Source organism: Paenarthrobacter sp. AMU7, assembly GCF_041200195.1.
Taxonomy (GTDB): Bacteria; Actinomycetota; Actinomycetes; order Actinomycetales; family Micrococcaceae; genus Arthrobacter.
Genome location: NZ_CP165735.1, coordinates 775,449 through 789,948, shown reverse-complemented (window position 1 = coordinate 789,948; position 14,500 = coordinate 775,449). Strand labels below are relative to the sequence as shown.

The 14,500-nt window shown below is 62.8% G+C and carries 13 protein-coding genes; 1 reads left to right on the top strand and 12 read right to left on the bottom strand.

Annotated elements, in window-relative coordinates:
* Window positions 1-8: 8 nt before the first annotated feature.
* From ABQM86_RS03815 to ABQM86_RS03790, 6 genes are all read right to left on the bottom strand, one after another.
* Window positions 9-1,433 carry a putative bifunctional diguanylate cyclase/phosphodiesterase gene (locus tag ABQM86_RS03815; RefSeq protein ID WP_369745971.1) on the bottom strand — a complete coding sequence of 475 codons (1,425 nt, stop codon included), beginning with the start codon at window positions 1,431-1,433 and terminating at the stop codon, window positions 9-11.
* A complete protein-coding gene (locus ABQM86_RS03810; protein ID WP_207596166.1) occupies window positions 1,430-1,933 on the bottom strand; it encodes a hypothetical protein in 504 nt (167 codons plus the stop codon). Before ABQM86_RS03810 ends, ABQM86_RS03815 begins: the two co-directional genes overlap by 4 nt.
* Window positions 1,930-3,114: a GGDEF domain-containing protein gene (locus tag ABQM86_RS03805; protein ID WP_207596165.1), complete on the bottom strand. Its 1,185-nt coding sequence runs from the start codon at window positions 3,112-3,114 to the stop codon at window positions 1,930-1,932. The genes ABQM86_RS03810 and ABQM86_RS03805 overlap by 4 nt, the downstream gene beginning before the upstream one ends.
* A gap of 117 nt (window positions 3,115-3,231) precedes the next feature.
* A complete protein-coding gene (locus tag ABQM86_RS03800; RefSeq protein ID WP_369745969.1) occupies window positions 3,232-5,190 on the bottom strand; it encodes a glycosyltransferase in 1,959 nt (652 codons plus the stop codon).
* Window positions 5,190-6,917, bottom strand: a complete 1,728-nt coding sequence (locus ABQM86_RS03795) for an ArnT family glycosyltransferase (protein WP_369745968.1) — start codon at window positions 6,915-6,917, stop codon at window positions 5,190-5,192. Before ABQM86_RS03795 ends, ABQM86_RS03800 begins: the two co-directional genes overlap by 1 nt.
* The gene (locus ABQM86_RS03790; protein WP_369745967.1) at window positions 6,907-8,952 is read right to left on the bottom strand and encodes a cellulose biosynthesis cyclic di-GMP-binding regulatory protein BcsB; all 2,046 of its coding nucleotides are present in this window, start codon (window positions 8,950-8,952) and stop codon (window positions 6,907-6,909) included. Before ABQM86_RS03790 ends, ABQM86_RS03795 begins: the two co-directional genes overlap by 11 nt.
* A gap of 160 nt (window positions 8,953-9,112) precedes the next feature.
* Here ABQM86_RS03790 and ABQM86_RS03785 point away from each other — a divergent pair, with 160 nt between their 5' ends.
* Window positions 9,113-9,406, top strand: coding sequence for a DUF503 domain-containing protein (locus ABQM86_RS03785; protein WP_207596162.1), 294 nt, complete (start codon window positions 9,113-9,115; stop codon window positions 9,404-9,406).
* On the opposite strand, the gene ABQM86_RS03780 is transcribed toward ABQM86_RS03785, so the two are convergent.
* The 6 genes from ABQM86_RS03780 to ABQM86_RS03755 form a co-directional block, all read right to left on the bottom strand.
* Window positions 9,407-9,727: a putative quinol monooxygenase gene (locus tag ABQM86_RS03780; RefSeq protein WP_369745966.1), complete on the bottom strand. Its 321-nt coding sequence runs from the start codon at window positions 9,725-9,727 to the stop codon at window positions 9,407-9,409. It abuts the gene before it with no gap.
* 117 nt (window positions 9,728-9,844) lie between these two features.
* Window positions 9,845-10,738, bottom strand: coding sequence for a carbohydrate ABC transporter permease (locus ABQM86_RS03775; RefSeq protein WP_026541797.1), 894 nt, complete (start codon window positions 10,736-10,738; stop codon window positions 9,845-9,847).
* On the bottom strand, window positions 10,738-11,754 hold the full coding sequence (locus ABQM86_RS03770; protein WP_242703509.1) for a carbohydrate ABC transporter permease: 1,017 nt from the start codon (window positions 11,752-11,754) through the stop codon (window positions 10,738-10,740). Before ABQM86_RS03770 ends, ABQM86_RS03775 begins: the two co-directional genes overlap by 1 nt.
* Before the next feature lie 5 nt (window positions 11,755-11,759).
* Window positions 11,760-13,169 carry an N-acetylglucosamine/diacetylchitobiose ABC transporter substrate-binding protein gene (gene ngcE / locus ABQM86_RS03765; RefSeq protein ID WP_089593576.1) on the bottom strand — a complete coding sequence of 470 codons (1,410 nt, stop codon included), beginning with the start codon at window positions 13,167-13,169 and terminating at the stop codon, window positions 11,760-11,762.
* A 176-nt stretch (window positions 13,170-13,345) separates the two neighbouring features.
* The gene (locus ABQM86_RS03760) at window positions 13,346-13,972 is read right to left on the bottom strand and encodes a hypothetical protein (protein ID WP_207596153.1); all 627 of its coding nucleotides are present in this window, start codon (window positions 13,970-13,972) and stop codon (window positions 13,346-13,348) included.
* 96 nt (window positions 13,973-14,068) lie between these two features.
* On the bottom strand, window positions 14,069-14,479 hold the full coding sequence (locus ABQM86_RS03755; protein WP_369745965.1) for an MmcQ/YjbR family DNA-binding protein: 411 nt from the start codon (window positions 14,477-14,479) through the stop codon (window positions 14,069-14,071).
* Window positions 14,480-14,500 lie beyond the last annotated feature (21 nt).

Sequence of the window (14,500 nt, the reverse complement as noted above, 5' to 3'; positions counted from 1 at the left end):
CAAGGAGATTACGCCGGCCAGGTCCGCAGCCGGGTCAACTGCTCCGTGAACTCAGCCCCGGGCAAGGGCCTGCCGAAGTAATACCCCTGGCCGCTGGCGCAGCCAATGCTCTGGAGCGCTGCTGCTTCCTCGGCGGTTTCAATGCCTTCCCACACTCCTTCCAGCCCACAGGACCGGATGACCTCCTGGATGGCCGCCAGGAACGCGAGCTGGGAGGGGTCCCTTCCGAGGTCCTTCACAAATTGCCGGTCCACTTTCACCCGGTCCACGGGGAGTTTCCGCAGGTAGCCCATGGACGAATATCCGGCACCGAAGTCATCGATTTCAAGTCCCACACCCAGCCTGTGCAGGCTCGCCAGGGTGTAGCGGTCCAGCTCATTGTTCTGGATGATGGCGCTTTCGGTCAGCTCCAGGACGAGCGATTCCGGCCGCAGGCTTTCCTCGGCAAGGGCTTCGCTGACGTCGTCCACGAACTCGAGGCTCTGCAGGTCCGCAGCGGAGACATTGATGCGCATGGAGAAGTCATGCTGGGCCGTGGCCGGGTTGTCCCGCCACTGCCGCAACTGCCCCACGGCCGTGCGCAGGACCCACCTCCCCAGTTCCGCGATGAGTCCCGTAGCCTCGGCCACGGGAATGAACTGGTCCGGCATGATCAAGCCGTGCACAGGGTGGTTCCACCGGACCAGGGCTTCGCAGCCTTCGATCCTTCCCGTGGCCAGCTCCACGATCGGCTGGTAGTTCAGAACCAACTGATCTGTACGGATGGCTTCGCGGAGTTCACCCACAATCTGCCGCTGGAGCTGCCGGGCGTGCAGCGTGGCGGGATCGAACACCCTGAGCTTGTTCCGGCCCTCGCTCTTGGATTCCTCCACAGCGATATCGGCTTCCTGGAGCAGGTCCTCGAGGGTATGGTGTGGCTCTGCTGTCCGCAGTCCCATGCTTGCACCGCAGCGGACGCTGTTGTTCCCAAGGTCGATGTTCGGTTCCAGCGCGGCCAGGATGCGGTTGCCGACGGCGGTGGCCCGGTTTTGCGGGGTGGCGGGCAACAGCACCGCATATTCGTCGGCACCCAGGCGGGTGACGACGTCGTTCTCCCGTGCGGCCGACCGGATTCGCATCGCCACGGTGACCAGGACTTGGTCCGCCGCGGCAAGGCCGGCGGAGTTCTTCAAAGCCTTGAAGCCGTCCAGGTTCACGAGGAGGAGCGCAGGTTGAGCCGAACCGTGGGCCGCGGCGTTCCGTGCCGCAACGAAGGCCTCCACCAAGGCCAGACGGTTGCCGAGTCCGGTGAGTGCATCAGTGAGCGCTTCGCGGCGCTGCTCATGGCGGACATGGTGGAGCTCTTCCATGAGCGCCTGGACGTGCCGTTCCAGTTTTTCGATGCGGGAGTCAGCGTCAGCGGGGACAAGTCTTCGGGGCTTGGTGCTGGTCACGATTCTTCCAGGCGCCGCAGCGTGGTATCAGCGACAGCCTGCGGCTTGGCGACGGGATTGCGGCGCTCGTCCAGGAACAGCCGGTAGGAGGCGACGTCCATCCTGCCATCGGGCTCCACCCTCTTGCCCGCGCGGTACACGTGGGTGATCCAGGAGCCGCCGAGGATGGCCTCGATCCAGGCGTCGCATTCGGCCAGAGGGAGGTGGACGCGGGTCCCGGTGTTCCTGCGGTGACCCGCGATGGACACCGTGATGCAACTGCCCAGCAGGCCTTTGTCAGCAGTGAACCAGGCCAGACCTTCCACATCGGCCACGATGGTCAGGTTGGCGTTCCCGTCCTCCACCGATTGAACGGGACCCATCCGGACTGACCGGCGGTCCGCATTCAGGGACGTCGGCGTTCCAGCCATGTAGGGAGCGCTGGTGATGTTTTGCCGGAAGGCGGACAGCTCCTGGGTGTGCTGGATCTGGATCCTGGTGGTGAGTTCGTTGAAGGTCATGATCGTGCCTCATCCGCGATAATGGCCGCCTGATGGCGGTCAGCTCCTACAATCCGGTTTCTTCCTTGCGCTTTGGCGCTGTACAGGGCTGCATCCGCCACCTCAATCATGAATTTCATGTCAGCACCAGCGGGGATGCTGGAGGTGACTCCATAGCTGATGGTGGGAAAAGCGACGCCCTCGGGCGCCGGGGTGGCTGCCATCCGGCGGCTGATTTCGGCTGCGATGTCCTCGGCCCGGTCCTGCGTGGCCCCGGGCAGGAACAGGATAAATTCCTCACCGCCGTAACGCCCGATCAGATCGGTGGACCTGACCGAGGCACCGCAGGCCTCGGCAAAGGCCTGGAGAGCCTTGTCCCCGGCTCCGTGACCGAATTCGTCGTTGACGGCCTTGAAATGGTCAAGGTCCGCAAGGACTATGGCTGCGCCGGATCCTGCGGACTGCAGGCGGTGGAGTTCAGTGGTGGCCATGTCCAGGAAGGTTCCCCGGTTAAGGAGGCCGGTCAGGTGGTCGCGGTCGGCCCGTTCCTTGAGTCCCTTGATGAGTTGGTCGCTGGTAAGTGCGGTCATGCTGAAGGACACGGTGACCAGAAGCACCATGGATATCAGTGCCGAAGGTGCAGGTCCAAAGTACGTAGTGAACGTGTGGCTTGACGGGCCTTCCAGTACAAAAACGAGCCACCTGCCCAGGTAATAGCCGGCAAGCAGGCCCGCCGCGACGGACAGGGCTTTGTGGACCTGGGAGTGCGAGGACTTGATGAACCACAAGTCATAGGCGGCCAAGGCAATGCCCACGGTCATCATCGCCAGATAGACGAATCCGCCGGACCATACATTGGTCCCGGGACTATCCAGGAAGGACGCGACGGCGGTAACGGCGGGACCGATGGCCAACTGCCATGGTGCCGCTTTCCGGTCCCGAAGGGTCTTTGCGCCTGCCCAAACGCTGAACGCTCCGGCCACCACCAGGATGTTGCCCACGGGGTTGGCCCATTGCTGGTGAGGGGTGCCGTTGAGCAGGAAAGCTGCGTTGCCCACCATGAATTCCAGCAGGGCCAGGCTCCACCAGCCCGCATAAGGTGAGCGGGTGCGCTGGAAGGAGATACAGAACAGCACCAAGAGCGTCACCGTGACTACGCCTAAACCAACCCGTACCGAGAAAGCATCGAGCACCGTGTCCAACCCCCTCAGCTGGTCATCCTGCGGCTTTGAGTTCAGTGTGGCGAGGCTTACTCAATCCCACTGCGGCATTTGCTCAGGATTTGCTCAAGATCAGGGGCGGATTCAACCGGCCGCGCCTCACCCAACCCAGTGCCCGTCGTCGTGGTATTCAGCCTCCAGCCCGTGCGGCGTCTTCTCCCACTTGTGAGGGCTGGTGAGCATCTGCCAGGCCGCCCGCCAGGCCGCTACTGAGTGCAGCACCCAATAAAACGGGTTGAGCAGGGCGAAGATCGCGATCCTCCATCCGTGCCGGCGAAGGGTAGCGAGACCGGAAACTACGATCATCATGGCGTTGCCGAACAGCATGGACACCACTCCGCCCACCAACAGCCATTCGGGCAGGACCAGGCCAACAATGTCGTAGCCGATGTACGTGACCACGGTGAAGCCCACCACGAGCGGGTAGGCAAGGAACGCCAGCGGGGTTCCCAGGATCAGGCCGAGGAACCCGACGGCGCCGGCAACACCTGTGCTCTTGATGTAACGCACCGTGTTCCGGGTATTGACGGCCGAGGTGACCATATCTCCCTTGATCCAGCGGGTGCGTTGCTTGATCCACGCCGGCACCTGCGAGCACGCTTCTTCCCACGTAGTGGAGTTGATGACGCCCACGCGGTATCCGTCCACGGCCGCCCGGAGTCCCAGATCGGCATCCTCCGTGACGTTCCATGGGTCCCACGCACCGACTTCCTTCAGCAGCGAGGTCACAAAGTGGTTGGAGGTCCCACCCAGCGGCAGCGGGATCCCTGAGTTGTCCAGGCCAGGGAGCATCGAGTCAAACCAGTGCGTGTATTCGATGGTGAACATCCGGGTGAGGACGTTCTGGTCCGCGTTGAAGTAGTTGAGCGCAGCCTGGACGCAGATCAACGGTTTGCGGTCCGGGTTGAGGTGTTCCCGTTCAAAGGCGTCCTGCTTGAACGCGGCGATGGAAGCACGCAGCTGGCCGGGCTCGGGGCGGTCCTCGGCATCGTAGATGACCACGTACTCACCGCGGGCGAACGTCAGCCCGTAGTTGCAGGCCCTTGGCTTGGTCTGCGGATCACCCTTGGGCACGATGAGGATTCGGACGTATTCCGGTGGCCGCGAAGCCTTCGCCGCGGCGATGGTCTCGGCGTCGTCTTCTTCCAGGAGGACCAGGACATCCAGCTTGGAACGTGGGTAGTCCAGTTGGCCCAGGTTGGCCAACAATTTGTCGATGATGTTCGCTTCCCGGAATACCGGAACCAGGATCGTGTAGACAGGCAAGTCGCCATCGGGGACCCGTTCCTCCGCCAAGGGAGGCAGTCCACGCGTGGCCCTCTCCTTGTCCCTGGCTTTGGCCACTGCGGCGTCACGCATCCGGTCGAAGGGGCTACGGAGACTGGCGAGCGTCTTGAAGCCGATGCTCACCAGGAATACGACGTTTGCTGCTGCCAGCAGGACGATCAAAGCCGTCAGCGGAGAGAGCACGAACGCAGTGATTAGTCCCGTGAGCAGGACCACCGGGAGGTAGCGCTGCCATGGGGTCAGGGCGGTACGTGCGGATTCGCCGGGCCGCTCTTCGGCAAGGCGCTCGGCGGATTCGTAGAGGAGGTGGCGCCGGAAGGAACGCTGGATGGACTGGTTGATGTCCCAGTCGGTGGTGGTGCGAAATTCAACAGATGCGGCGCCGAAAAGACGCGCCGCTTCCTCTGCGATGGCCGTTGACGGAGCCACCGCAGTGGCCACCGTCAATACGTCACCGTCCATCTTCCATGGCAGCCACTGCGGCTCGCCCACATCGCTGTACCCCAGCACCTCCATCAGCTGGTCGTCCACCGGTTCAGCCACCAGGTCCACCAGCGGCGCGTCCCAATGCTGTGCCAGGACTTCATAAATCCGACGGCGGTCCAGCCCGGCCTCCAGGATCAGGTGCCTGCCCAGCAGCCCACCTTCGCTCGCCGCTCGATCCAGCGCACGCTGCAGCTGTTCCGGGGTGATGAGCCCCGCCGCAAGCAGCGTCTGGCCAATCGACTGCCGGTTGAGCGTGGAGTCCGCCAAACGTGAAAGGGAAGTCATCAGTGGGAGGACCTTTCATAGATCCGGTGGGTTGGAGTCGAGAATGCCACGGAGTAGCGGACAGTGAACGACGGGTTCGCCACGATCGCCTGGTACACAAGGTCCGTGGGTCCCGAGTCCCGTGCTCCCTTTCCGGCTTCAACGTTGACGAATACCCACTGCGCGTACTTGGCCGGGTCCTTCAGCGCCGGAGCAAAGTAGTCTCCGGAGGCGCGGTTGTAGATCTCTTTAAGGGGAATGCCCATGACAGGAAGCACGGCATTGCCCCGGGCGCTCTCGTCCATGAGGATTCCACCGGACTGGTAGTGCTCTTTAAGCCAGCGCGCCGCGGCCGTGGAGTTAGTGGTGGATTCCGCTGACATCCGCCCCTCCGCCAGGACGGCGAGACGACCCGTGGGATCCTCCCCCCACCAAAGGTTCTGCACCACGAGTCCAGCAAGCAACACGCCGATCAGCACGGGCTTGATGCGGGCCGGGCGGGTGAACTCCTCCACCACCACAGCTGCCAGGATGGCCACCAGGGGCAGCGCCGTCAGCGCGAAGCGGTTGTTCCACCACGTTGACGGCAGCGAATGGTCGTTGTTGATGGCCGTCTGCCCCAGGAAGAGGCTCAGCACCGCAAAAGCATACGCACTGCCGGTCACCGCCACCAGCAGGGTGCTGTTGGCAAAGCCCCGCCTGAAGACCAGCACGACGGCGCCACATGCCGCCAGCGCGAGGACCACCACGCCGACTGTCTCCAGCAGGGACCAATGGAAAGTAGTCAGCGTGAGTCCCAGGTTGCCCTTGGTGGGCAACAGGCCGCCGTCGGTGATGTTCTTCTGCTGCGCGTAGGCGGAGTACTGCCCGAACATAAACTCCAGCGGGTTGCCGTAAATGGCCCAGTTGTAGGAGATCCACCAGAGGACCGCCGCGGCCGGAATCATCACGTAGCCACCGGCCATGATGAATGCCTCCCGCCACGCACCGGTGCGGCGCTTGGCGACGATCAACACCAACAGGGTTCCGGTCATCACCAGCGCCCAGCCTTCGTAACGGGAAAGCACTGCAGCGGCGGACGGAATACCGGCGAAGACGGCCAGCTCTCCGGCACTCATTCGACGGCGGCTGGTGGCCCAATGCGCCAAGCCAGCCATGCCGCCCACGATGCACATGATGAGCACCGGTTCCGTCAACGCCGTGGTGTAGACGTACAAAACCGCCGGGTTGGCCAGGACCACCAGGGTCGTGGCGAGACGTCCGGCCCTGCCCAATCCGAGTCGGGCTGCGATCAGGTACAGGCCGGTGGTGGTGGCGGACAACGCCAGGATCCCCAGGATTCCGGCAGCCCAGCCCGTGCTGAACAGCCACATATTCAGCACGAACGGCGCCAGCAGCAGGTGCGGCATGGGCAGCCACACGGTGCCCAATTGTTCAAAGCCGGGCGCCTTGCTGTCGAAGATTCGCCGGGCGATGGTCAGGTGGCTTTGGGCATCCGAATAGTCCAGGTTGGTGCCCTGGCCGATCGTGTACAGGCACGCGAGGTAGCCCACCAGCAGTGAAACCACGGCTACCACCCTGGTGCCGGGAACCTTGCGCCCTGCCACGGGCGCACCGAGGCGCGCCCAGGCCCACGTGACCAGCCCGGTCACCGAACGCAGCAGTGTCAGAGGCCGCACCGGTGTCAGCGACCGCGCCGCCGGACGCCGGTGGGCGGCCCGCGGACGAGCGGCGGCGCTAGTTGTCATGACCCGGTTTCGCAGGTCCTGTGGCATCTGCCGGTTGTCCCGCCATTTGCTCAGCATCCACATATGCCCGTGCTGCCCGGGCACGACGCCGCAGGAGCACTGTCCGGGCGGCGAACGCCAGGCCCAGGACCACCACTGCCCCGCTGATCCACCAGGCATAGGGACGGTAGTCATCGGTCACAGCCTTCTGCGGAACCAGCACGTTGCTCTCCAGCAGCACGGGAGTTCCCGACGGCTGGGTCACCAGGAGGTTCCGGGACAGCGATGCCCAGCCGCCTTCAACTGCACCAACATGGGAGGCCAATGAAGACTGGAGCGTGGACGCGGCGGCAGCGTCATTTTCAGGTGCCCAAGCACCCAGGAGCAGCAGATTCCGGCCGCTTTGCTCAAAAGCCTCCAACACGCCGTACGGAGCCGAGGCGCCTACGCCGTATTCGACCTCGTCAGGCGAGATGGTGCGGAACTCCGCCAAGCGCAGCGGTGCGGACAGCTTATTTGCGACGTCGGCGGTGGCACCCACCACCAGCCCGGACTCGCTGGAGCCAGCCAAGGCGTCTAGGCCCACCACACGGGTATCCAGCAGGGAGGCACTGTCACGCTGCAGGGAAGCCAGCAGCGTCGCTGCGTTGACGGTGTTGGCTTGGGCGTTGCCATCGCCGAACGCTACCTGAACGCTCTGTCCAAAAGCCTGGGGGAATCGTTCGAAGCCGGCTTTCGTGGATCCGCCACGGACCGCCGTGAGGGTGCTGCCAGAGGTGTCCAGGGTGACTTCCATGGGCATGACACCTGCGGGCCCGGTGCAATCGCCGCCTGCCGGGAGGGCGGCCAGACGGATCCGGAGGCCATTCTTCGCCTGTAGCTGGCCCGCTGGAACCTCAGCATCCACCGTGAAGGTGTCACCGCCGTCGAGGTTCTTGGAACTGAGCAGGTAGTCATTCCAGAAGACCGAGAGCTGCGCCTGTGCGTTGTCCGGGACAGCCGTGTGCGTGCCCTTGAGCTGGACTTTCACCGACGAAACCGGGCCTCCGAACTGCGACTGGGAGACGCCCACAAAGGATTCCGGGGTGCCGTAGCCGGAGAGTTTCAGGGTTGTGCTGCCCAGGTCCTTGAGGCTCTGGACCAGGCCCGGTGCGGCAGGCAGCGCCGAGGTCAGGCCGGTCACGGAGGAGGTCACGGCCAGCGCGGTTTTGTCGCTGGCAAGCGCCCGGGCGGCGGTGCGGAGTTGTTCGTCGTGGCCGCTGAGGATGAGCTGCGGGAGGTCCGCTGCCGTGGCCAGCTTGGTGGCGGTTTCTCCCGGGTCTGCGGTGACGCTGAGGATCCGGCTGCCGGCCGGGAGAGTGGCAGCACGCGCCACCAGCTCGGCTTCCGGAAGCACTGCGACGGCGGCGTCCGGATAGCGTTGGGCCATGGCGGCCGAGGCGGTCATGATGGCGGCGGAAACATCCGCGCCGGGATCCGCGGGGACGGGAAGCACGACGGCGGGCACGGACGCCGGGAAGAACTCGCCCACCGTGGTGGGTGCTTTGGCGGTCCCGCTGAAGTCGACCGTCATGTTGTTCAGGGTTGCCGTGGCGTTGGAGACCACGCACATGGTGTGGGTTACCGGTATGAGCTGCAGCCCCACCGTAAGCTGCTGGCCCATAACGTCGGCATTGCTGACCGCTTCGTCCAGGGGAACCGTGGCTGCAGCGTTCGTTTCGAGGATGACCCGGCCGTTGACCGTTGCCCGGACCGTACCCTCAGGTTTCCCCGACACCGCGATGGTCCCCTTCACCCGGGTGGGTTCCAACCCTGCCGTCACGGGCACCACTACCATCTGCTCAGTCTGGCCCGCGAGCGCTGAAACACTGGAGGATGCCCGGACAGCCGTTCCCTGGCCCGGAGAGGCATCTCCCGGTGAGGCGGAGGCAGGTGCAGCGCCGATTCCCAACACACTGACGGTGGCAAGTGCAAAGCTGGCGGTGGCGAGCAGGATCCGGACCGGATGAGAGGGGGCGTGGGTGCGCGGGCGTAGCCGGGAAGGGGTTTGGGGCACGATGTCAGTCCTGAGTAACTAGCAGCGAATGAGTCCGTCGGCCGGTTGGGCCAACCTCATAGACACTGCCGAACGGAACTCAAGGCGCCTTGCTGCGTTGGCTCAAGATTTGATCAAGTCCACATGGCATACGTCACCTGACCTGCGGTGATAATGGACCATGTGGATCGGATGGATTGAGTTCGACGTCCTTTTGGGCGATGTCCATAGTCTCAAAGAGAAGCGCTCCATGGTCCGGCCCCTCGTGGCCGAGCTCAAACGCCGCTTCGACGTGTCAGCTGCCGAGACCGGGCTCCAGGACCAGCATCGGCGTGCGCTGATTGGAGCCGCGTTGGTGGCCCCGGATCACGCCCACCTGCAGCAGGTGCTCGACGCCGTTGAACGGTTCGTGGCTGCCCGGCCTGAGTTTGAGCTGCTCAGCGCACGGCAACGGGAGCTGCACAGCGAGGACTAGCTACGTGATGGTCAGCTCGCCCATGCGGTCCCAACCGCTGCCTTCGAACTGGCGGCTGATGATGTGCGGAGTTTCCACGAGGGCCTGCGGCATGTCCGCCATGGCCTTCTTGAAGTGGGCGCTGTTGACGTGGGCTTCGGCGGCATCGTCCTGGAAGGCTTCCACCAACACGAACTCGTTGGGGTTATCCACGCTGCGGGACCAGTCGAACCAGAGGTTGCCCGGCTCAGCACGGGTTGCTTCGGTGAAGTCAGCCACGAGGTCCAGCCAGCGCTCGGACCAATCAGGCTTGACGTTGAATTTGACCACAATAAAGATCACGGGCTGCTGCCTTTCGTTGCACTACAGATCCGTTCCATCTTTACAGAAGTTAAACCCGACGGCGGCCGCCACCTCAGGTGACGACCGCCGTCGAACGCTGTCTTTGGCTTGGTTGAACTACTTGGACGTGCCCTGCGAAACGGAACCCTGCAGCTGGCGCTGGAAGATCACGTAGACGATGAGCACCGGGATGACCGTAACGCTGACGGCTGCGAACAGCGCGCCGTAGTCCACTGCGTAGCCCATCTGGCCGGCGAAGGCCGCGAGTTCCTGCGAGAGGACCCGGGGGCCGGCGGCGTTGATGGACACCGGAATCAGGAACTGGTTCCAAAGGCCCAGGAAGTTGAAGATGGCAACCGAGGCGAGGCCCGGCTTGGCCATCGGCAACATGACCTGGAAGAACGTCCTCCACTCCCCTGCGCCGTCAAGCGCTGCTGCTTCGGTGATTTCGTGCGGCAGAGACTTGAAGAAGGAGAAGAGGAAGAACACCGTGAACGGAAGCGCGAAGCCCACATACACCAGGATCAGGCCCGGCAGGGTGTTCAGCAGTCCCATGTTCTTCAGTACGAAGAACAACGGCACCATGGCAAGGAAGATCGGGAACGTCAGCCCGGCGAGCATCAGGTAGTAGATGGCCCTGCTGCCCCGGAAGGTGTACCGGGCCAGGACGTAGGCACACATCGCACCGAGGACCATGACGATCACCAGTGCTGCGGCCACAACGATGATCGAGTTCAGGAAGGCGCTGCCGATGCCGGCTTCGCTCCAGGCCTTGACATAGTTGTCCAGCTTCCATTCACCAGGCAAAGCGAACGGTGAAGCGAAAATCTCGCTGGAGGTCTTGAAGGAGGACATGAACGTCCACAGGAGCGGCAGGATAACTATCAGCGTCCAGATGGTCAGCGCGGTGTGGGACACCGCTCCCACCACTTTGTCGCCCTTCGTGGTTGCCGGGGTCCGGGGCTGGAAGTGCAGTGACTTCATTTCCGGGGTTGAGACTTTGGTACTCATTACAGGCTCACATCCTTATCGCCGCCGGTGAGCCGGTTGACCAAAAACACCAGTCCGGAAAAGATCAGCGTGGCAATGGCCAGCACAACGCCCATGGCGCTGGCGAGACCGAACTGTCCCTTGCTGAAAGCCGTGAAGAACAGTTGTTGTGCCATGACCAACGTGGAATTGTCCGGACCACCGCCGGAGTTCAGCGCGGCCATGTAGACGAACGCGTCCAGTGCCAGGATGCCCATGTAGATATAGGCGGTCTGGATGTTGTCGCGGATCAGCGGGATGGTGATGGACACTGCGGTGCGGAAGCGGCCCGCGCCGTCGATCCTGGCGGCCTCGAAAAGCTCCGCAGGAATGCCTTTGATGCCGGCGACGAACAGGACCATGTAGAAGCCTACGAAGCCCCACACAATCACGAACATCGTGGCGATCATTGCGGTGTTCTTGTCACCCAGCCAGGCGAAGTCCTTGAACTGGTCCAGGCCCAATCCGGTGAGGATGCCGTTCAGCAGTCCACCGGAGGGATCGTAGATCTGCCCCCACATGATGCCAATGGCCACTGCGGGAATGGTGTACGGGAAGAACGAGACCACGCGGTAGAAGCTGGAATTGCGCAGGCCCTTGATCTGGCCTTTGCTGCTTCCACCAACTGTCACCAAGGAGGCAAGGACCAAACTGAGGATGATGGTGATGATCGGGAGGAAGATCACCAGGACGATGTTGTTGGACATCGCCTTCATGAAGATGTCGTCCGTGAAGATCTTCACATAGTTTTCAAGGCCGATGAAGTTCTGGTTCGGCGAAAAACCGGACCAGTCCGTCAACGAATAACCGAAGGCCTGGATGAACGGCCAAATGACGAACAAGAGGTAGATCGCCAACGGCAGTCCGAGGAAGACGGCAAAGAAACTGACCTTGTCCCACGTCAACGGCTTCCGCCGCCGCTTAATCACTTGCGGTGGAGCCGGCGCCGGAACGACGGCGGCCAGGCCGTCGTCGTTCCGGCTCTGCTGAGTTTTCACTGACGTCACTTCACTTCGATCTTCTTGACCGAGCTGTCATTGCGGACCTTGTCGGTGATGTTCTGGAGTGCCGAGGTGAGGGTTGCGACGTCCGACTTGCCGTCCAGGAAGGTGTTCCAAACCACCAGCTGGTCCTTGTTGGTGCCGTACAGGTCGATGAAGTTCCAGGTGTAGATGTTCTCGCCGGCGTCACTGAGCATCTTCGTCTGCGAAACCAGGGCTGTGGACCCGAATCCATCGGCCGGGACGGTGTCCTTGACGATGGTGGGAGCAAGCTTGGTCTTGGCGAAGTTGGTGGCAGCTTCCTTGGAGAGCATGATCCGGAGCAACTCCTTGCCGCCGGCGGCGTTCTTGCCCTGGCTCGGAACAATGAACGGCTCGCCTGCAGCGCTGTGAAGTGCTGTCTGCGGCATCTTGGGGCTGGCGCTCACGGACGGGGCCGGGGCACCCATCATGTTGAAGCCGGCCTTGGTCTGGTCCTTCATTTCGTTCTCGATCCAGGAACCCGAGGGGTAGAACACAGCCTCCTGGGCGTTGCTCCACTGTGCCTGGGCGGCCGTGAACTGGGTGCCGGAACCGCCGGGCTTGAAGAAGCCGGCCTTGACGATCTTGTCCAAGGCCGTGAAGACGGACTGGATGGCCGGGTGCGACCAGCAATCGGCCTTGAGGTTCTCCAGGGCGAGGCGAACGTCGTCGCCGCCTTCCTTGATGGCAGAGGCAATGGCCAGTTCCTGGTAGTACGTGGCAGCTTCCTTGCCCCAGACAAAGAGGTACTTGCCCTTGGCTTTGGCCTGCTCGCCGAGTGCGTACATCTCATCCCAGGTCTTCGGAACGGTCCAGCCGTTTTCCTTGAGCAGGGAGTCGGAGTACCACACGGCAAAGACGGTCAGGACGTAGTTCAGTGCAGCAAGCTTGCCGTCGAATGTGCCCGGAGCCAGTACGCCTGTGTACAGGGTGTCCTTGATGACCTTGCCTTCAAGGTTCTTGGCCTCCACAACGCTGGTGAGGTCCTCGAGCTGGGCAAGGATGGTGCTGAAGCCGATGGCCTTGGCGCCGGAGTTGTCGATCAGGTCCGGCGGGTTGCCACCGACAAAGCGCGGCTGAAGTTCCTGGGCGATATCCGTGGACGGGGAGATCTTGGCCGTGGAACCCTCATGCGCCTTCTCGAAGGCCTTGCCTGCGAACTCGACGTAGTCGATCCCGTAGCCGCCCTTGAAGATCACGGCGTCCACTGTGGACTTGTCTGCCATGCCGAACGGGTTGGTGTCGGAGACAGTGCCTGTGGGGCCGGCGGTGGTGGTGCCGCCACCTGCGGCACATGAAGCAATGGTTCCCCCCATGGGCACGAGCACGGCTGCAGCGAGTGCTCCGCGCAGGAATCCACGGCGACCGACGGACTGGTGCTGAACGTTCATTTCTAAACCCTCCAGTGACTCGTAGTGTCGACTGTTGCGGCGGAAAAGCCGGTCAGTCAGACAGTCTGGGTTGGCGCTCTGGCAGCACCAACCTTCTGTGACATAATTCACCACGAATGATCGAAAATCAATATTTCGCGGCAGTTTCGATCAACATATGTCAAAGCGTGATCTTTCTATGGTCCTTCGGCGAGGGCTTTTCCGCACTCCGTGATGGCTTCCCGGGCCAACGCCTTCTGCCCCTCGGATCCCAGTCGTTCCGCCCATTGTTCGGCCAATTGGAACTCCACCATGGCCTCCGTGAGCCGCTTTTTACCCCTCAGAAACGTCCCGAGGCCAACGTGCAAAGCAATCATCCAGCGCTTGGTCCGCTCATCGCGTGCTGTCGAGGCATATTCGAGGGCACTTCGCATCCAAACCTCGGCGTGCGCGGCATCCGCGAGCGAGAGCATGTGGAGTGCATCGACGGCCAGGAATTCCTCACCAAGGTGGTCCGCCAACTCGGCAGCCTGCTCCAGGAGGGGAACAGCCATGGCGGGACGTCCGCCGGCGTTCAAAACCCGCCCGCGCTCCAGGAGGATGCGCACGCCTACGGTGGGCTCGTCGTCGTCGATGTCGTCCAGCAGCGCATCGGCTTCCTCAAAGCGTCCTTGCAAACTGATGGCCCGCCCAAGCTGGGTTGCCAACTCAGCACGTTCGTCGGCGTCGTACATTTCCTCGATCATCGCGGCACGGAATCTGGCTTCCGAGGCAGCCGGATCGCGAAAGTTCCATAAGTGGTCCAGTGTCTTCTGATCCAGCATCAAACCGCTCCTGACCAGCCCATGGCTGAGGTCTTTAGGTATGCAGTATCAATCTAGCCCCATGTCAGCGCCGTGGGGAGGGTGTGCGCGGGCGTGTCAGTTGCCTTGCGGCTTTGCGAGCCGGGCCCAGCCCAGTTGCTCCTGCTGCTTGCGGCTCAACGTTGCCACCACCAGGTCATAAGAGTCCTCCACCATGTCCCGCACCATTTGGTCGGATAGGCCACCATCCAGGCGAACACCGTTCCAATGGGTCTTGTTCATGTGCCAGGCACCCGTGATTTCAGGGTTTGCCGCCCTGAGCTGCTCTGCCAATGCGGGCTCGCACTTGAGGCTCACGGACCAGTTGTCCAAATCCATCGTGGAAAGGGCGAACATCTTCGCCTCGTGGCGGGCACCCCCGGCGACGGCGGCCCGCACCTTGAACACGGACGTCTCAGGCCCGAAGGGGAAGTCTTCAAAGGCGCCCGGAAAGCCCAGGCAGATGTCGCGGAGGGTGGAAACGTCCATGGAGCGAGCCTACTGGCGCTC

Coding starts and splice junctions, on each gene's coding strand:
- ABQM86_RS03810 (WP_207596166.1), bottom strand. CDS start 1,933: ATGACCTTCAACGAACTCACCACCAGGATCCAGATCCAGCACACCCAG.
- ABQM86_RS03800 (WP_369745969.1), bottom strand. CDS start 5,190: ATGACTTCCCTTTCACGTTTGGCGGACTCCACGCTCAACCGGCAGTCG.
- ABQM86_RS03795 (WP_369745968.1), bottom strand. CDS start 6,917: ATGACAACTAGCGCCGCCGCTCGTCCGCGGGCCGCCCACCGGCGTCCG.
- ABQM86_RS03785 (WP_207596162.1), top strand. CDS start 9,113: ATGTGGATCGGATGGATTGAGTTCGACGTCCTTTTGGGCGATGTCCAT.
- ABQM86_RS03775 (WP_026541797.1), bottom strand. CDS start 10,738: ATGAGTACCAAAGTCTCAACCCCGGAAATGAAGTCACTGCACTTCCAG.
- ngcE (WP_089593576.1), bottom strand. CDS start 13,169: ATGAACGTTCAGCACCAGTCCGTCGGTCGCCGTGGATTCCTGCGCGGA.
- ABQM86_RS03760 (WP_207596153.1), bottom strand. CDS start 13,972: ATGCTGGATCAGAAGACACTGGACCACTTATGGAACTTTCGCGATCCG.
- ABQM86_RS03755 (WP_369745965.1), bottom strand. CDS start 14,479: ATGGACGTTTCCACCCTCCGCGACATCTGCCTGGGCTTTCCGGGCGCC.